The sequence below is a fragment of the Cryobacterium sp. N19 genome, from assembly GCF_002929595.1.
Taxonomy (GTDB): domain Bacteria; phylum Actinomycetota; class Actinomycetes; order Actinomycetales; family Microbacteriaceae; genus Cryobacterium; species Cryobacterium flavum.
Genome location: NZ_PJJR01000050.1, coordinates 188,638 through 206,289, shown reverse-complemented (window position 1 = coordinate 206,289; position 17,652 = coordinate 188,638). Strand labels below are relative to the sequence as shown.

The 17,652-nt window shown below is 64.2% G+C and carries 17 protein-coding genes and 1 pseudogene; 11 read left to right on the top strand and 7 right to left on the bottom strand.

The features are described from left to right. Window positions 1-76: 76 nt before the first annotated feature. Complete coding sequence (locus tag CXY78_RS10610) at window positions 77-1,117, top strand: 4-hydroxy-3-methylbut-2-enyl diphosphate reductase (RefSeq protein WP_104089316.1); 1,041 nt, start codon at window positions 77-79, stop codon at window positions 1,115-1,117. A 62-nt stretch (window positions 1,118-1,179) separates the two neighbouring features. Here the strand turns inward: CXY78_RS10610 and CXY78_RS10605 are convergent, their stop codons facing one another. Then, window positions 1,180-1,755: a DUF6264 family protein gene (locus CXY78_RS10605; RefSeq protein WP_140425696.1), complete on the bottom strand. Its 576-nt coding sequence runs from the start codon at window positions 1,753-1,755 to the stop codon at window positions 1,180-1,182. A gap of 4 nt (window positions 1,756-1,759) precedes the next feature. Then, window positions 1,760-2,785 carry a class II fructose-bisphosphate aldolase gene (fbaA, locus tag CXY78_RS10600; RefSeq protein ID WP_092340701.1) on the bottom strand — a complete coding sequence of 342 codons (1,026 nt, stop codon included), beginning with the start codon at window positions 2,783-2,785 and terminating at the stop codon, window positions 1,760-1,762. A 209-nt stretch (window positions 2,786-2,994) separates the two neighbouring features. Between fbaA and glpX the strand changes: the two genes are divergently transcribed. Then, window positions 2,995-3,927 (top strand): class II fructose-bisphosphatase, encoded by a 933-nt coding sequence (glpX, locus tag CXY78_RS10595; RefSeq protein WP_092340794.1) that lies wholly within the window; start codon window positions 2,995-2,997, stop codon window positions 3,925-3,927. A gap of 120 nt (window positions 3,928-4,047) precedes the next feature. Here the strand turns inward: glpX and CXY78_RS10590 are convergent, their stop codons facing one another. Beyond that, entirely contained in the window at window positions 4,048-5,475 is a 1,428-nt protein-coding gene (locus CXY78_RS10590; RefSeq protein ID WP_104089313.1) for a DNA recombination protein RmuC, read from the bottom strand. Between the two features lie 89 nt (window positions 5,476-5,564). Then, on the bottom strand, window positions 5,565-6,179 hold the full coding sequence (locus CXY78_RS10585; RefSeq protein ID WP_092340703.1) for an exonuclease domain-containing protein: 615 nt from the start codon (window positions 6,177-6,179) through the stop codon (window positions 5,565-5,567). 63 nt (window positions 6,180-6,242) lie between these two features. On the opposite strand from CXY78_RS10585, the gene ychF reads away from it, so the two are divergent. Continuing rightward, on the top strand, window positions 6,243-7,316 hold the full coding sequence (ychF, locus tag CXY78_RS10580; protein ID WP_104089311.1) for a redox-regulated ATPase YchF: 1,074 nt from the start codon (window positions 6,243-6,245) through the stop codon (window positions 7,314-7,316). Between the two features lie 53 nt (window positions 7,317-7,369). After that, window positions 7,370-8,044: an SDR family oxidoreductase gene (locus tag CXY78_RS10575; protein WP_104089310.1), complete on the top strand. Its 675-nt coding sequence runs from the start codon at window positions 7,370-7,372 to the stop codon at window positions 8,042-8,044. 71 nt (window positions 8,045-8,115) lie between these two features. Here the strand turns inward: CXY78_RS10575 and CXY78_RS21680 are convergent. Further along, a pseudogene (locus tag CXY78_RS21680) lies at window positions 8,116-8,797 on the bottom strand (transposase); the annotation flags it as partial. Between the two features lie 216 nt (window positions 8,798-9,013). Here CXY78_RS21680 and CXY78_RS10560 point away from each other — a divergent pair. The 7 genes from CXY78_RS10560 (at window position 9,014) to CXY78_RS10530 (ending at window position 14,355) form a co-directional block, all read left to right on the top strand. Beyond that, window positions 9,014-10,147 carry an acyl-CoA dehydrogenase family protein gene (locus CXY78_RS10560; RefSeq protein ID WP_199182611.1) on the top strand — a complete coding sequence of 378 codons (1,134 nt, stop codon included), beginning with the start codon at window positions 9,014-9,016 and terminating at the stop codon, window positions 10,145-10,147. Between the two features lie 7 nt (window positions 10,148-10,154). Next, complete coding sequence (locus CXY78_RS10555; RefSeq protein WP_092340708.1) at window positions 10,155-10,979, top strand: phosphate/phosphite/phosphonate ABC transporter substrate-binding protein; 825 nt, start codon at window positions 10,155-10,157, stop codon at window positions 10,977-10,979. A gap of 11 nt (window positions 10,980-10,990) precedes the next feature. Continuing rightward, window positions 10,991-11,971, top strand: coding sequence for a radical SAM protein (locus tag CXY78_RS10550; RefSeq protein WP_233206157.1), 981 nt, complete (start codon window positions 10,991-10,993; stop codon window positions 11,969-11,971). Window positions 11,972-11,982: 11 nt separating this feature from the next. Beyond that, window positions 11,983-12,537, top strand: a complete 555-nt coding sequence (locus tag CXY78_RS10545) for a TQO small subunit DoxD (RefSeq protein ID WP_104089304.1) — start codon at window positions 11,983-11,985, stop codon at window positions 12,535-12,537. After that, on the top strand, window positions 12,534-12,929 hold the full coding sequence (locus CXY78_RS10540; protein ID WP_092340711.1) for a hypothetical protein: 396 nt from the start codon (window positions 12,534-12,536) through the stop codon (window positions 12,927-12,929). Before CXY78_RS10545 ends, CXY78_RS10540 begins: the two co-directional genes overlap by 4 nt. Window positions 12,930-13,063: 134 nt before the next feature. Then, window positions 13,064-13,633, top strand: a complete 570-nt coding sequence (locus CXY78_RS10535) for an HhH-GPD-type base excision DNA repair protein (RefSeq protein ID WP_104089302.1) — start codon at window positions 13,064-13,066, stop codon at window positions 13,631-13,633. A gap of 2 nt (window positions 13,634-13,635) precedes the next feature. Further along, complete coding sequence (locus CXY78_RS10530; protein ID WP_104089301.1) at window positions 13,636-14,355, top strand: DUF2461 domain-containing protein; 720 nt, start codon at window positions 13,636-13,638, stop codon at window positions 14,353-14,355. A 39-nt stretch (window positions 14,356-14,394) separates the two neighbouring features. Here CXY78_RS10530 and CXY78_RS10525 read toward each other — a convergent pair whose 3' ends face one another. Continuing rightward, window positions 14,395-15,192, bottom strand: a complete 798-nt coding sequence (locus CXY78_RS10525; RefSeq protein WP_104089450.1) for a hypothetical protein — start codon at window positions 15,190-15,192, stop codon at window positions 14,395-14,397. A gap of 98 nt (window positions 15,193-15,290) precedes the next feature. Then, window positions 15,291-17,624, bottom strand: coding sequence for a hydantoinase B/oxoprolinase family protein (locus CXY78_RS10520; RefSeq protein ID WP_092340714.1), 2,334 nt, complete (start codon window positions 17,622-17,624; stop codon window positions 15,291-15,293). Window positions 17,625-17,652 lie beyond the last annotated feature (28 nt).

Below are 17,652 nucleotides of genomic sequence, written 5' to 3'. Positions count from 1 at the left end.
GGTCGTGCGTGCGTAGACTGAGGCGGTGAACACCAGCGCGCACACTACTAGCAAGCCGACCTCTATTGGCCTGGGCATGCCGCGCATTCCCAGCGCTCGCAACAGGCTTAAGGATACCCCGGTGGTCGGACATAAGCGGGTGCTGCTCGCTGCCCCGCGGGGTTACTGCGCCGGAGTCGACCGCGCGGTCATCGCCGTGGAGAAGGCGCTCGAGCACTACGGCGCCCCCGTGTACGTGCGCAAGCAGATCGTGCACAACATCCATGTGGTTTCCGAGCTGGAAAATCTGGGTGCCATCTTCGTCGACGAGGTCGACGAAGTGCCGCATGGTGCGCACATCGTGTTCAGCGCCCACGGGGTCTCGCCGGCCGTCGTCAACGCGGCCGCCGAGCGCGGATTGCAAGCCATCGACGCCACCTGCCCGCTCGTGACCAAGGTGCACCGCGAAGCCGTGCGCTTTGCCCGCGACGACTTTCAGATTTTGCTGATCGGCCACGAAGGCCACGAAGAGGTCGAGGGCACCGCCGGTGAAGCCCCAGAGCACACCACGCTCGTCGGCAGCCCCGAGGAAGCCGACACCGTTGTCGTGCGCGACCCCGACAAGGTGGTCTGGCTGTCCCAGACCACGCTCAGCGTCGACGAGACCATGGAGACCGTGCGCCGACTGCGGGCGCGCTTTCCCAACCTGCAGGATCCGCCCAGCGACGACATCTGCTACGCCACCCAGAACCGCCAGGTCGCCATCAAGAAGGTCGCGCGCGACTCCGACCTCGTGATCGTGGTCGGCTCCGCCAACTCGTCGAACTCCGTGCGCCTGGTCGAAGTGGCTCTGGAATACGGCGCGAAAGCTGCCTACCGCGTTGACTTCGCGAGCGAGGTCAAGCAGGAGTGGCTCGACAACGCGGCCACCGTGGGCGTGACGAGCGGGGCATCCGTTCCCGAAGAACTGGTCGACGAGCTGCTCGCCGCTCTCGCCGATGCCGGCTATGCCGACGTTGTGCCGGTCAAGACGGCCGAAGAAGACCTGATCTTCTCGCTGCCCAAGGAACTGCGCAAGGACCTTTCGGGCGAAACGGATACCCGTGCCTTCGGCGGTCGCGCCGCCGCAGCTGAGTAGACGGCCGAGCAACCGAAGGGCGGGAGCGCGATCGTTTCCGTCCCTCGGGGTTGCGCACTGCGTTACTGGCGGCTGAGAAACTCTATTAGGGTCGTGTCGATGGAGAGTGCAGCCACGGTGAAGGCGAACAGCACGACGAGGGACACGGCTCCACCGACAATCGGCACGTAGAAAGCCCGTCGATGACGCAGCAGCAGCCGCACGGATATCGCTGCCGCGGCGAGCCAGACGAATATCAGCACGATTGCGCCGGACGTCGTAATCGCACCGATGGATGCAGGGGGATCGTACGTTCCCAGGCCCTCCTGCGTGTAGAACATTTGCATGGCCACCGGAAAACCGCCTAACGAGAATACGCCGTAGACATTTGCCAGGAGTCCGAAGGCGAGTAGGCCGATGGTCCACGGGCGGTCCCAGCCGGGAACGGTTCGCGGTCCGGCCACCGCCGCGGGAGCCTGCTGATTGTTGGGCGACGGTGTTACCGCTCCCGCCCCGGCAGTGGGGGAGGGAGCGGGGTCAACCCGGTTTGTGTCCTGCGGCGGCTGCCAGGTCCAGCCTTCAGGGGCGAGTTCGCCGTACTGGGGGCGCGGGCGTGGGTCTTTCGCGGGTGGTGGAACGGAGTCCGGGTTGTCTGTCATTGCTCTAACTGTTTGAGTGCCCGGCGGAGCCGAGCTGGCGGGTGGAATCAACCACGCGAGCGGCCATGGCCGACTCGGCTACCTTGCCCCAGGCGCGCGGGTCGTAAACCTTCTTGTTGCCGACTTCGCCGTCGACCTTGATCACGCTGTCGTAGTTCTTGAGCATGTAGTCGGCGATCGAGCGGGTGAAGGCGTACTGGGTGTCGGTGTCGATGTTCATCTTGACGACGCCGTTGGCGACGGCTTCGGCGATTTCGGCATCGGTCGAGCCTGAGCCGCCATGGAATACCAGGTCGAGAGGCAGCGCTGCGAGTCCGAACTTGGCGGACAGGCCGGTCTGAATCTGCTTGAGGAGTTCTGGGCGCAGCTTCACGTTGCCGGGCTTGTACACGCCGTGCACGTTGCCGAAGGTGAGGGCGGCCATGTAACGGCCCTGCTCGCCGAGGCCGAGGGCCTCGACCATCTTGATCGCATCGTCGAGCGTCGTGTACAGGTTCTCATTGACGTCGGCCTGCACGCCATCCTCTTCGCCGCCGACGGCGCCGATCTCGACCTCGAGAATGGCGTTGATCGCGCGGGTGCGTTTGAGGATGTCAGTGGCGATATCCAGGTTCTTGTCCAGCGCGATGGCCGACCCGTCCCACATGTGCGACTGAAAAATGGGGTTGCCGCCATCGGCTACCGCAGACTCCGAGGCTTCGATGAGCGGAATGACGAAGTCACCGAGCGCGCCCTCGGGGCAGTGATCGGTGTGAAGTGCCACGGTGATCGGGTAGTTGTCGGCGACCGAGTGCGCGAAACGGGCGAAGGCGAGCGCGCCGGAGGCCCGGTTCTTCACGGTGTGGCCGGCGAAGTAGTCGGCGCCGCCGGTGGTGACCTGGATGATGCCGTCGGATCCGGCTTCGGTGAGGCCCTGGAGGACGGCGTTGATGCTCTGCGACGAGGACACGTTGAACGCCGGGTAGGCGAACCCGCCTGTCTTCGCTTTGTCGAGCATGGCGGCGTACTGGTCGGGGGTTGCGATGGGCATTGCTTCTCCTCGAAAGTGTGCGGGGGTGTGACCCGAGTCTAGCCACGCCCGCCTCGGCGTGGTCCGTGCGCGATAAGGTGACTCGGGCGGACAATCCGCGCGACCCGCCGCGCATCCGTCGTATTCGAAGTCGAACTTACGTCCGGGAGGACCTTTTGAACAGCACCGAGACCGCCACTCTGTTTCAACACCCCGACCGTAACCTCGCGATGGAGCTCGTTCGAGCCACCGAGGCCGCCGCTATCCGTGCCGTGCCCTTCATTGGCCGCGGCGACAAGAACGCCGCCGACAAGGCCGCCGTCGACGCTATGCGCGCCTTCCTCGGCACCGTCAACTTCGACGGACTCATCGTCATCGGTGAGGGCGAAAAAGACGAAGCCCCCATGCTTTTCAACGGTGAGCACGTCGGCAACGGCCGCGGCCCCGCCTGCGATATCGCCGTGGACCCCATCGACGGAACGAGCCTCACCGCCGCCGGCCGCCAGAACGCCGTCTCCGTCATCGCCGTGTCGGACCGCGGCACCATGCTGGACGCCTCGTCGATCTTCTACATGGACAAGATCGTCACCGGTGCAGCCGGTCGCGGTGTCGTCAGCCTCGACCAGTCGATCGCCGACAACCTGCGTGAGCTTGCCAAGGCAGTGAAGAAACCAGTCGGAGAGCTGACGGTTGCCGTACTCGACCGCCCCCGCCACGCCGGCCTGATCGACGCGATTCGCAGCGCCGGCGCCGGAACCCGCCTTATGCTCGACGGCGACGTGGCTGGCGGTATCAACGCTGCGCGCTACGAGACCCGAATTGACATGTGCGTCGGCATCGGCGGAAGCCCGGAGGGCATCACCACAGCCTGCGCGCTCAAGGCGCTCGGCGGCTACATGCAGGGACGCCTGGCTCCGAAGGACGACGCTGAGCGTGCTCGCGGAGTCGCGGCCGGCCTCGACATCGACAAGCTGCTCGAAATCGACGACATGGTCAGCGGGGACAACACGTTCTTCGTGGCGACCGGTGTGACCGACGGCGGACTCGTCGACGGCGTGCGTCGCAAGGGCCCGATGATCCGTACCGAAAGCATCGTGCTGCGCTCGCGTTCGGGCACGGCCCGTCGCGTCATCGCCGAGCACCTCGCCGAGAAGTGGCTGTAGTCGCTTCGACCGGCTCGGAGCTGGCGTGCAAGACGGGCTCGTAACGCAAACTGCACGCCTCGGGTCTGTTTGTTCAGACTTGGGGCGTGCAGTTCTTCGTTCACACTCTCTGTCACCGACTTACACGTGTACCTCGGAATCCGATTCGCCGGCATCAGCGAGACGCCGGTCGATCACGCTATGTCTGGCCTCATTCAATTCAGCGCCGTCCAGTTGAACGGGCAGGTCCAGCTCGTCGGAAACAGATGCCGGCGCCTCCAACTCGGGCGCGGTCAGCTTGCGCGGCGAATCGTGAATGATTGCCGGTTCAGTGAGCAGCCCAATCTTGGTCTGGTCGATCCCCGGAAACTGCCGAGCGGTTACGAGCACCCGGGATTCGAGTGAGTTGGCGAATTTGTTGTAGCTGTCCACCGTGCGCTCGAGCGCCTTGCGCAGCGACTCGGCATGGCCGCTGAGCGCACCGAGCCGCTGGTACAGGGCATTGCCGAGGTCGAAGAGTTTCTGCGCCTCATCGGTGACGGCCTGCTGCTGCCAGGTGAAGGCCACCGTTTTCAGCACCGCCCACAGGTTCACCGGTGAGGCCAAGGCAACTCGCTTGCTGAACGAGTAGTCGAGAATTGACGGGTCGGCCTCGAGCGCCGCGGACAGCAGGGATTCGCTCGGAATGAAGGCGATCACGAACTCCGGGCTGGCATCGAAGCCTTCCCAGTAGGTCTTCTTGGCGAGCGCGTCAATGTGCGCGCGCACGGCCTTTACGTGCTTGTCGATCAGCAGCTTGCGGCGGGCACCCTCTTCGCCTGTGGCCGTGTAGGGAATGGTGCTGGCTTCGATGTAGTGCTCCAGCGGAACCTTGGCATCGATCGCGATCGACTTATTGCCGGGCAGCCGTACGACCATGTCGGGACGGCCAAGGCCGGCATCCGTCGTGATATTGGTCTGCGTGTTGAAGTCGACGTACTGGGCCAGACCGGCAGCTTCGACGACGCGCCGCAGCTGGGTCTCGCCCCAGACACCACGGGTGCTGTTGGAACGCAGGGCACTCGCGAGTGACTCGGTGGTCACCCGTAATTGCTGATCTGAAATTTGCGCCTGCTTGAGCTGCTGCGAGAGCGAACCGTACTGTTCACTGCGCTGCGTCTCGAGCTCGGTGACTTTCTCCTGCATGGTGCGCAGCGTCTCACGAACGGGGCTGAGGGCCTCGAGTACGAGGTGCTCGCGCTTCTCCCGCTCGGACTGCAATTGCTGATCTGACCGCTGGCGCTCGACGGCCTCACGTGACGTGGCCCGGTCGTGGTCGATCTGCGCCGAGAGACCGTCGACGGTGGCGAGAGCGGCCGACAGCTCACTCTGCAGGGCAGCGCGAACCGTGGCCTCGCTCGCTCGGGCCTCGGCGAGGGCTACCTGATGATGGGCTTCGAGCATGGCGGGGTCGTCACCCCCGGTAGCGGTGGCGCGCGCGCGGTTGCGTTGCAGCACCACCACGGCCAACAGGGCGCCCAGCGCGGCGCCGACGACGAGACCGACGATCAAACTCAGCAGTGGATCCATGCTTTAAGTCTGCCAGCGACCACTGACATCGCTGGAATGACACTCGGACCGGTCCACATGCCCGAGCCAATCCAGCCGGCTGAGCGCCGCTAGTTGAGCGCCATCGGCCCGTGCGTCGACGCGTGCTCCTTGGTGGCCGCTGGCCCGATCACGCCGATCTTGACCCGGGTCACGTGGGCCAGCTGCTCGATCGTGTCGACCTCGTGACGCCCTGCCGCATGGATCATGATGGCCGCACACGCCTCGGCGTCGGCCAGCGCGTTGTGGTGCGAGAAGTCCTCGAACCCGGCCGCCATGGCCGCGACCGGCAGACGGTACGACTCCAGGTGATAGGTACGGCGAGAAACCTGCAGGCTGCAGACATATTGAAAATCGGGCACCGGCTGGCCGGTCACGAGCGATGCTGTCTTGACCACGCCGAGGTCGAAACCGGCGTTGTGGGCGACGAGATAGTCGTCGCCGACGAAGGCGACCAGCTGCGGAAGCTGCTCGGCCCAGCTGGCGGCATCCACGACATCCGCTGCGGTGATGCCGTGGATGCGCGTGTTCCACTCGGAGAACTCGTCGTGGCCGGGCGGCGGTGCAATGAGCCAGTAGGCCGAATCGACGACCACGCCGTCACGCACTTTCACCATCCCCACTGAGCACGCCGAGGCGCCCGAGGAGTTGGCGGTTTCGAAATCGATCGCGGTGAAATTCAGCACGCCTCATGGTCTCACGGGCCACCGACAGAGCCCGCGCAGACGTGGCCGGTAGAATGGTCTCTCGTGGCTCTTACAATTGCAATCGTCGGACTCCCCAATGTGGGCAAGTCAACCCTGTTCAACGCCCTGACCAAGAACAACGTGCTCGCAGCGAACTACCCGTTCGCCACGATCGAGCCAAACGTTGGAATCGTGAACCTTCCCGATTCGCGCCTGGCCGACCTGGCGACAATCTATGGCAGCAAGACCCTGCTGCCAGCGCCGGTGTCGTTCGTCGACATCGCCGGCATCGTGCGTGGCGCGAGCGAGGGGGAGGGGCTCGGTAACAAGTTCCTCGCCAACATTCGCGAAGCGGATGCCATCGCCCAGGTCATTCGCGGATTCGCCGACCCGGACGTGGTGCACGTCGACGGCAAGGTCAACCCGGCCGGCGACATGGAGACCATCAATACCGAGCTGATTCTCGCCGACCTGCAGACCCTCGAGAAGGCCGTGCTGCGCTTCGAGAAAGAGGCCAAGGGCCGCAAGCTGCCCGCCATCGTGCTGGAGACCGCGCTCAAGGCGCAGGCCATTCTCGACGGCGGCCAGCCGCTGTCGTCGGCCACGCTCGACATCGAGCCGATCCGTGAACTCGGCCTGCTCACCGCTAAGCCCTTCATCTATGTCTTCAACGTCGATGAGGCCGTGTTGCAGGACCAGGCCAGGCTCGACACCCTTGCCGCGCTCGTCGCTCCGGCGAACGCCGTGTTCCTCGACGCGAAGCTTGAGTCCGAGCTGAGCGAACTCGACGCCGAAGACGCCGCTGAGATGCTCGCCTCGACCGGTCAGGCCGAGAGCGGTCTCGACCAGCTCGCGCGCATCGGCTTCGATACCCTCGGGCTGCAGACCTACCTCACGGCCGGCCCCAAAGAGTGCCGTGCCTGGACCATTCACAAGGGTTGGACCGCGCCGCAGGCCGCTGGGGTCATTCACACCGACTTCCAGAAGGGTTTCATCAAGGCGGAGATCTTCTCCTTCGAGGACCTCATGGCCGCCGGTTCGATTGCCGAGGCCCGTTCCAAGGGCAAGGCCCGCATTGAGGGCAAGGAATACGTCATGCAGGACGGCGACGTGGTGGAGTTCAGGTTCAACGTCTAAGCTCGACCTTTTCGCGATCGTCATCACAGCAACATCAATCGAAGGAGACCATCGTGCCTGTCATCGCCATCATCGGAGCCGGACCGGGACTCGGCGCAGCAGTTGCGCGAAGGTTCGGGCTCGAAGGCTTCTCAATTGCCCTGATCGCCAGGAACCCGTCGAAACTAGACGCCATGGCAGCCGAGCTCACCACTGCCGGCTTGACCGCGAGTGCTTACGCTGCGGATGTCCGCACGCCGGCGTCACTCGAAGCTGCCCTTGCGAACGCGGCGGCAGAACTCGGGCCCATCACCGCGCTGCAATATAGCCCGCTCCCGTCGCGCGACTACCTGAAGCCCGTGCTTGAGATGACTCCCGAGCTGGCGTTAGAGGCCCTGCAATTCTCGGCCCTCGGGCTCATCCACGCGGTGCGTGCAGTGCTCCCGGCGATGCGTCAGGCAGGTAGCGGAAGCATCATCATGATCAACGGTGGAACCTCCGTGAAGGCCCGCGCCGACTTCGCCGGAACATCGGTCGCCTTCCCGGCCGAGAGCGCCTACGGCGAGATGCTCCACGATGCCCTCGCGGGTGAGGGCATCCGTGTCAACCAACTTGTGATTCCCGGCGGCATCCCACAGCTTCAGCTTGCCAACGGCATCGATGGGGTCGCCGATCGCATCTGGGACCTCCACGCCGTTGCCGGTCCGTTCCGCACCATGCTCATCCCGCTTGAGGACGGTCGGGAGTAGGGCAGTAGCTGTCTCTATTCTCAATCGGACTGTAGGACGAGAGCAAAGTCAATTCTCTGACGTTGATCGGTTCGGCGGACGTCATCGCGGGTTTCGGTGACCCATTTCACGACGTGGAACGGGTCGGCGCAGCGGATGGCGTTGGGGGCTTTGTCCGCGACAACACTGGCGATCCAGGCCGCACCATCGGCAGAAACATGCGTGATCTGGGCCGACCGCTCCGGTCCTAACGCGTCGATACATGTCGCGAGGGTGGCTTTGTCCTGGCCCGGTGCTGCCCACACAAGACGGCCGGAATCGTGGTCGACGACGCAGGTCAAATACCTGTGGCCGCGCTTTTAACTGATCTTGTCAATTCCGATCCGCGATGCGCATCAGCCCAGGGAGGGCGGTCTTGGACGTTTGTGTGGCCAGCCACGGGACTTGGTCGTCAAAAAATAGGGTCTGACCGCTCTGGTGCCGGGCCCACCGCACGCCGGCGACGGTCACATCGTGGACGCGGCAGGACACACGCGGCGCGTCAGCTTCAAGGTGAACTTGAATTGAGCACACGTCCAACCCCCGCCAGCGACGCCGCCCGTCACCGAGGTCGCAGCGTGGGCTGCGCTTCTGACAGGACTCGCATCGGTTCCGTTTCGACGCCATCGGACGCACCAACGCGATCAAAATCCTGCCCTCCAGATCAAGATCGACGTCCTCGACGAACGTGTTCTCGACACCGAGGAGAGTTCGCCATATTCTCCGTGCTCGCATGCCGCTTTTTCCGTTCCCGAGTTTCTTACCTTTGACAGTTAGAAACCTAGGAGGAGAGCCGCGTGCGGCCGTTAAGGCGCTCCCAACGAACCCACGGATACTTCAGGAGAGCCAAAAATCATTCTCTTTGATTTGGCATCTCGATACGCAATACTTACCGGGTCGGCACCGCGGTAGTGGCGGCGAGAAACTTCAGCGACGATGCTAGGAGACAGGATGACCATGACACAGACGACGCTCGACGAGACCGTTGCGGAGGTGACGGCAGTGGCCGCCGCTCACGCCGAACAGGTCGATACAGACGGTACGTATCCGATCGCTGCGGTCGAGGCGCTGCGCCGGAGTGGGCTGCTCGGGCTGGTGATCAGCGAGGACGCCGGGGGCATGGGCGCCGGTCCGACCGAGTTTATCCAGGTGGTCGGCTCCATCGCTGCGGCCTGCGGCTCGACCGCGATGATCTACCTGATGCACGTCGCGGCGGCGGTGACAGTGGCATCCGCCCCTCCGACCGCGATGCCGGACCTCCTGTCGCGAATGGCGTCGGGCGAGGTGCTCGGCACACTCGCCTTCAGTGAAAAAGGATCGCGGTCGCACTTCTGGGCCCCCGTGTCGGAATCCGTCACCGACGGCGACGATCTGCGCTTTTCCGCCTACAAGAGCTGGGTAACCTCGGCCGGTCACGCAGACGTCTACGTCATGTCGTCGAAGAGCGCTGTCGACCCAGAGACCGTCGACCTGTACGCGATCCCCTCAGCCACCCCCGGTCTGGAGATCGCCGGCCCCTGGCGAGGGCTTGGGCTGCGTGGCAACGCGTCGAGCCCGATGTCGGTGTCGGTGAAGATTCCATCCGGCTATCGCATCGGCGAGGCGGGGAGCGGGTTCGGCACCATGATGGCCACCGTGCTGCCGTGGTTCAACCTGGGCAACTCGGCAGTGTCGCTCGGGCTCTCGCGGACCGCGGTGGATGCGGCGACGACCCATGTGACTGGGACCCGGTTGGAGCATCTGGATCAGGCGCTGTCGGCGTTACCGACCATTCGCGCTCAGGTGGCGAAGATGAGCATTGCGCTTGCGGCCCAGGGTGCCTACCTGGCTCTGGCGGCGGCACGGGTAGCGAGTCCCGCTGACGACACCGGATTCTTCGTGCTCGGGGTGAAAGCCTCGACGAACGACGCCGCGCTGACGATTACCGAATCGGCGATGCGGGTCTGCGGCGGTGCGGCATTCTCGAAACATCTTCCCATCGAGCGAGCCTTTCGGGATGCGCGGGCCGGCTCGGTCATGGCCCCCACGGCCGACGTGCTCTACGACTTCTACGGCAAGGCCCTCACCGGCCTTCCCCTGTTCTGAGCGCCGGATGTCACAACTAATCGGAGCGCCCCTGCTCGTCGGAGCCGTCGCGTATACGCCCAATGTCGTTCCCATCTGGGAGGGCATCCGTGATTACTTTGACGAGCCCGACACGGCCATGGATTTCGTGCTGTTCTCCAACTACGGCCGTCTGGTCGACGCTTTGCGGGCCGGAATGATTGACATCGCGTGGAATACCAACCTGGCTTATGCTCGCACCGTGCTGCAAACCGATGGGCACGTGCGGGCGCTCGCGATGCGCGACACCGACGCTGCGTTCTCGACGGTGTTCGTGGCGGCGGCGGGCAGCGGATGGTCGGGTCCCGGCGACATCGGCGCCCGGCGGCTGGCACTCGGCTCGGCGGACTCCGCGCACGCCGCGATCTTGCCCCTGCACTACCTTCGCGCGGCCGGCGTGAATGTGGACCACATGCAGCTGAAACGCTTCGATAGTGACATCGGCAAGCATGGTGACACCGGGCGAAGCGAGCTGGACGCGATCGACGCGGTTCTTGCCGGGGACGCCGACGTCGCCGCTATCGGCATCACGGTCTGGGAGAACATTGGCCGCGGTGAGCTGATGCCCGGGATGCTGGAACAGGTCTGGCAGACCGAGACCTACTCGCACTGCATGTTCACCGCCCTGGACACGCTTCCCGAGGCGGTGAGTGCTCCGTGGGTGGCAAAGTTGCTCGCCATGGACTGGGAGGTGCCCGCGCACCGGCGCATCCTTGAACTGGAAGGGCTCACCCAGTGGGTCGAGCCACACCTTGACGGCTACGCCGGCCTCTTCGAGGCGATTGCTGAGCAGGGCGTCGATTCCCGATGGTAGTCATGGCGCTCATGCGCACCGTCGAACAGTTGGCCGAGGGGGACACCGCCGAGTTCCCGGTGGCGTCGGCGAGCGAACTGGACTTGGTGCGCCGGTGGTGCGCGAAGACCGGCAACACGGTGGTCAGCACAATGATGGTCGAGCAGGATGCCGGTTACGTCACCGTCGGTCGCGGACGACCGCGCAACCCGGCGACGATGATCCCCGCCGATCGGATGCCCGGAGCCCGGCTGTGGCTCTATACCAATTTTCATTGCAACCTGGCCTGCGATTACTGCTGTGTGGCGTCTTCACCGAGAGCCGACCCGCGGCTGCTGAGAATCGAGACGATTGAAGCCCTTGTTGCCGAAGCCGCAGCGTGGGGCGTGCGCGAGCTCTACCTCACCGGCGGTGAGCCATTCCTGCTGCCCGATATCGATGCGATCGTGCGGTCCTGCGTCGACCGGCTGCCGACCACGCTGTTAACCAACGGGATGCTGTTTCGTGGTCAGGGACTGCGCAAGCTGCAGGCGATGCCGCGCGCTGGCTTCGCTCTGCAGATCAGCGTGGACTCGCCGACCGCGGAGGTACACGACTCGCACCGCGGCGTTGGGAGCTGGAAGCGGGCGCTAGCCGGCATTCGGGTGGCACTCGACGAGGGCTTCACCGTGCGGGTCGCCGCGACCATCTCGGCGCACGATGACCCGGCATTGGATGAGCTGCACGCGCTGTTCGATGGGCTCGGGATTCCGCGGGCCGATCAGGTGATCCGTCCGATCGCCCTCCAAGGGGTCGCCGATGAAGGGTTCGCATTCTCGCGGGAGTCGCTAATTCCCGAGGTGACTGTGACGGCCGACGGCATCTACTGGCATCCGGTCGCTGCACTCGATGAGGATGCCCTCGTCAGCCGGCAGATTCTGCCGCTCGCTCCTTCTCTCGACCGGGTCAGTGACCTCTTCGCCGAGCAGTGGTCGTCGATGACGGCCGCGTCAACTCTCTTCGCCTGCGCCTGAATAGGAACACCATGACGGGTATCGGAACGCCAGTGAACGCCAGGGCACTGGACGTCAACGCCATCGCTGCCGGCCGGCCAACTCGCGTGGTGCTCGCGGCCGTGCGGATCGCTGTGGGGCTGATGTGGCTGCAGAACGTGAACTGGAAAAGACCGCCCGACTTCGGTCAAGAAGCGGGCAACGGGCTGTATCAGTACACGAATTACGCCGTGGAGAACCCGGTTCTGGCGCCCTTTACCTGGCTGGTGCAGAACGTCATCTTGCCGAACTTCGCTCTGTTCGGCTGGGCGGTACTCTTCGCAGAATTCTGCCTCGGTGCGTTCCTGCTGGTCGGGCTCCTGACTCGCTTCTGGGCGATCGTTGGAATACTGCAGACGATCGCAATCACGCTCTCGGTGCTGAACACACCGATGGAGTGGCACTGGAGCTATTACCTGATGTTTGCAGCCCAATTCGTGATCCTCGCCACCGCCGCCGGGCGTGTCACGGGAGTCGATGGACTGCTTCGCCCCCGCTGGTCCCTCCGCTCGGGCCCGGTAGCCCGGCTGGCGATGGCGGTCTCGTGAACGCTCCCAACGGCACCGCACCGGTACGCGTTCCCCGCGCCTTGAGTTGGCGTACCCGCGGTCTGCTCGTCGCCGGGTTCACAGCGCTCAGCGCATTGTTCTCCCTCGTGGACTACACACCGTTGCATTTTGTTTCGGTGAACCTCATACAAGGGTTACTGCTGGTCGGTTTGGCCGCTCTAGCCGCACTGGGCTGCGTGCTGCGCATGCCCGTGCTGCTTCTCGTGGCCGGCGCGATTCTGATCGTCGCGGGTCTGGTGCGGCTGGTGACCTACGCGCAAACGATCGGTATCATTGCCGGTTCAGTGAACGCCGCCGCGCTGATGGTTGGGTTCGGCGCCGCCTTGGTCGCGATCTGGATAACCTCGCGGCCGATGCCATCGACCGTATAAGGCGCGTCGGCGACACGACCGTCTTCCCAACGCACGGCCGACGGCTTCTCTGCGTGGTTGATGGCGCGCGCGTTGTCGGCGACGCGGCGACTCAGCGGTTTAGCGGTTCAGTGGCGCAGTGGCAGACTGGGCGAATGACGACACTGCACCTCACCGGCGATGCCGCAGCAGACACCCTGCTCAGCGAGAACCCGTTCGCCCTGCTTGTGGGCATGCTCCTCGACCAGCAGATTGCCATGGAGACTGCCTTCGCTGGCCCGGCTAAGATTCACGACCGCATTGGCGCACTCGACCCGGCCACGATCGTGGCCTACGACGCCGAGGCCTTTGTGGAGGTGTTCCGCCAGTCACCGGCCGTGCACCGTTTTCCGGGCTCGATGGCCAAACGCGTGCAGGAGGTCGCCGCGGTCATCGTCCGCGACTGGAACGGCGACACGGCGTCGATCTGGACCGCTGACGACCCGGCCGGCCCGGAGATCCTGCGCCGGCTCAAGGCGCTGCCCGGGTTCGGCGAGCAAAAGGCGAAGATCTTTCTCGCGCTTCTCGGCAAGCGGCTCGGGGTCGACGCGGACGGCTGGCGCGAGGCATCCGCTCCCTATGGGGAAGAAGGGTCGTTCCGATCGGTGGCCGACATCGTCGACCCCGAATCACTCACTCGCGTGCGCGAGACCAAGCGGGCCGCCAAAGCGGCGGCGAAGGCGTAGCGGTGGGTGCGCACTTCAGCGCGGCGACCTTCGATTTTCTTGACGAACTCGAGCACCGCAACGAACGCGAGTGGTTTCAGGAACACAAAGCGATCTACGAGGTCGAGGTGAAAGAGCGGATGCTCGCGGTCATCGAGTCCCTCAACCGGGCGATGGGCGACTTCGCCGGTGACTATATTCGCCCGCCGAACAAGGCCATGTTGCGCATCTATCGCGATGTGCGTTTTTCCCACGACAAGACGCCGTACAAGACGCATCTGGCTGCCTCCTGGCCACGGCAGGGGTTGGAGAAAGCCGGAGGAGCTGGACTCTTTCTACAGGTCGGGGTGCACGGCGTGCTGGTGGCAGGAGGCGCCTACAGCCCACAGCCGCCGCAGTTGCGGGCTATTCGCGACTATGTGCTCGAGCATCACCTGAAGCTGCGTTCTCTGCTCGCCGCGCCCGCGCTCGCCCGCCTTGCCGAGCCGTTCGGCGGCAACAAGCTCACCCGCCCGCCGCGAGGCTTTCCGATCGACCATCCAGCGGGTGACCTGCTGCTCAATCGCAGCTGGGCGGTGTTTTCACACTTGCCCGGTGACAAGGCCCTCGATGACAATTTTACCGACCTCGTCATCGAACGCTTTCGAGCAATCCAGCCGGTCGTTGACTTTCTGAACATTCCGCTGGCCACGGCCACCCCGCTCGAGCAGGAAGCTGCCGTGGGTCGGCGTCGCTCCGCCTGACCGCGACCGACCGAACGGATGCCCGCAAGCCAGCGCCGGCTAGACCAGCGCCGTGATGCGACTCAGCACTCGCTCCGGAACGGCGTGCTGCGGCACTTCGCCCACCAGAAAATCGCCGTTTGGCAGCGTGCCGGAGTCGCTCGACCAGAAATCCGCACCGATCACCGCGCCGCGGAGCGCGCTGCCGTGCAACTCGACCCGATCCTCATGGCGCAGGGCGAGCGCCCACCGGTAGTGATCGGTGACGTTGGCGATCGGAGAATAGGTCGACAGCGGCACCGGCTCGAGAGCGGGGCCGCGATCATCCAGCAGCACCGCCATCAACGGCAGGGCGGCGAATCCGCGCAGCCAGTCGGCGACATACATCGACGCGTTTTCGGCACTGTCGGCGTCGAGCCCTGACACGTCCGCCGACCCGGAAAACGGATGCGTGCGCGCCAGCCACTGCATCGGTGACGGAATCTGCAGCACGACCGGCACCCGCTGGGTTTGGCTGAAGATGGTGGCCAGTTCGATGACGAACGCCGTCGTCGCGGCATCAGTGAGTAGGGTGCGCAGGGCATAGCCAGTGCGGGACTTGGCGCTCATTGCCGCCTGCAGGGTAGGGTCGCCGGCGACGCGTTGCGCGTAGAACCGGTCGAGGCTAAGCAGCGCGAGGTCGGACTCCAGTACGCCCTGAACCTGGCCGAAGAAGTTAGCGTAGGCCATCGGCTCCTGCCACGGCACGGGCTTGCCCTGCAAGAAAACGGATTGAGCGTAGTCATGGCTGTCGAGTACGACCGCCCGGCGGCGGCCCGACGTCGGCTCGGCCAGAAGCTCAGTCAGCGAAAGTGACAAGGTGTCTCCCATCAATCAATCAAACAAACAAAACGTTCGACCCGCGGCTGCGGGGCCGTAAGGAGACGGCCCCGCAGCCGCGGGTCAGCAGGTGGATATTAGGACTTGTGCGCGACGACTTCGCCGTACTTCTTCTCAAGTTCCCGCACGCGGGCTTCGAGCTTGCCGATCTTGAGAACCCGACGGTCCGGAATCATGATCAGCGGGAGTTCGGCGAGCTTGCCCTTGACCCGTTCCGGCTCCGCTCCACCCCAGTGGGTGGCAATCAGATTTTCGTCGTCGTCCTGGCCCCAGGAACCGAAGTAGTGCAGCTCGGCCGGCGGTTCTTCCTGCACGAACTTCTGCACGAACTCCTTGTAGGGAGTGCCGCGCGAAATACGATCGCGCCGCATCTGTGCCCGCAACTCGGCCGTCTGGTGCTCGTGCACGACGTAGGTGCCGGGCTCCCAGACCACGCCGTACATGGTCGACGCCGTGTGGGCGCTGATGCGGTCGAGTTCCAGGTCGGTCACCACGAGCTCAGGGTCGCGCTCGAGCACGTCGCCGTAGCCGCCGCCCGCTCCCTGGGCGATCATGTAGAGCTCGCCCTCCTTCGCCACGTCGAACTGCAACCCCATGTGCGAGGACTGGTAGTCGCCGCCCTCAAACGGCTGCTCGTTCATCACTCGTTCCATCGAGAGGTTGAACTGCGTCGGGTCCTTTTTGATGATGTCGTAGATGTTGACATTTTTCACCATCGCGAGGGGATACACGGGGCAACCGTAGCCACCGAACATGCCGGGCACGGAGGAGAACTTCGATCCGCTCGTGACGGTCATGAAACCCCAGCTGGGTGTGCCGCGCGAGGCGACCATCATTTCGTAACCCATGCCGCCGCGAAACTTGCCGAAGCCCTGATTGTCACGAACGAGACGCTTACTGACCAGCTGGAGAAAGGGGACTTCCTCTTCCATCACTTCCTGCTCGCCGATGTCGGCCATCGCGCAGAACAGCGGGGCAACAGCATCCTCGCCATCACGGAACGCTTTCGCTCCGCCGCCCATGCCGTTCAGGTCGGCGCAGAGGTTGCCGACCTGTTCGCCGTTTTGGGTGGTGCCGCCCCAGAGAAAGTCGTTGATCTGGTTGAACCAGGGCGCGACGACGTTGGAGTATTTCTGCGGTGCCGAGAACTGCATTTTGGCAAACGCACTCTGCAGCGCGGAGAAGCCGCGGAAGGAGGCTTGCAGCGACTGGCCTACGGGGGCGTCGTAACCGGCATCCGCCCAGCTGTGCTCTTCGGTGATGACTTCAATCGGGCTCATGGCACCGGTGGAGCGTGGCAGGTCGGGCCACCAGTACGACAGAATCGCCTGCACCATGAACGCCTTGGTTGAGGCGAGTGGCGAGTTGATGGCACGGTTGAGAATTTCGGGGCCGGTACCGGTGAGGTCCACGATCATACGCTCGCCCTTGATGGTGATCTTGCAGGCGAACTTGATCAAAATGTTTTCTTTCAGCGTTGAATCGACGAACTGGTTGAAAGTAACCGTGCCGTCGGGTAGTTCGGCGATGCGGCGACGCACCTCGGTTTCAACGTCTTCCACGGTGACGCGCAGAGAGGCAACGAATGTCTCCTGCCCGACCTCGTCGATGAGGCGGTCGACGGTGTCCATGATGCGGCGCACGGCGCCCATTTTCACCTTGATGTCGGCGAGCATGAGTTTCGGGTCGCGGGTCGAGTGCTGCAGAAAAGTCAGCAAGTCGCGCCGCAGGTGGCCCTTTTCCACGATCTTGATCGGCGAGGCCCGCAAGCCGTCATCGAACGGTGTCTCAGAGCCGCTGGGCATACCGCCCGGCTCGCAGGCGCCGTTTTCACCCTCGTGAATGGTCGCGCCAACCCAGGCGATGATGATGCCGCCGCGAATGACCGGTACGAGCATCGATTGATCGGTGTTGTGCACCATGCCGAAGCGGGAGTCGTTGTGGAAGAAACCGTCACCCTCGTTGATGCCGACGGTGGGCTCATCCTTCCAGTTCTTCATGATGTAGCGGATGGGGTGGTGCAGCACCGAGGAGAATGCGATCACACCACGGTTGGAGAGGTAGGTGACGTCACCCTCGGCGGTGTAGACCGCGCAGGACAGGTCCGCCCATTTGGCGCCGGGAGCGGCGCCCATGCTCTCGCACATTTCGAACGCTTCGTCGAGGGCGCCGGCCAGGCGCTTACGGATGCGGTCGATCTCGAGCGGGTCGATGCCTTTAGCGATGCACTCCTCCTCGTAGGCGGTGCGCGGCATGATCTCGTGGTGGCGCATGATCGCCGGGTCTGGTCCGAGAAAGAGGGTGGTCTCGTCCATGAATTTATCGACCCACTGCTGTTCCTGATCGGTCAATAGCTGGGCTGCGTCGTCGTTTCCGCTGGCGGGCACGAACTCGTCGGTTGTCAGTGTCATGGTGCTCAAGCTCCTTTGCTTATGCGAG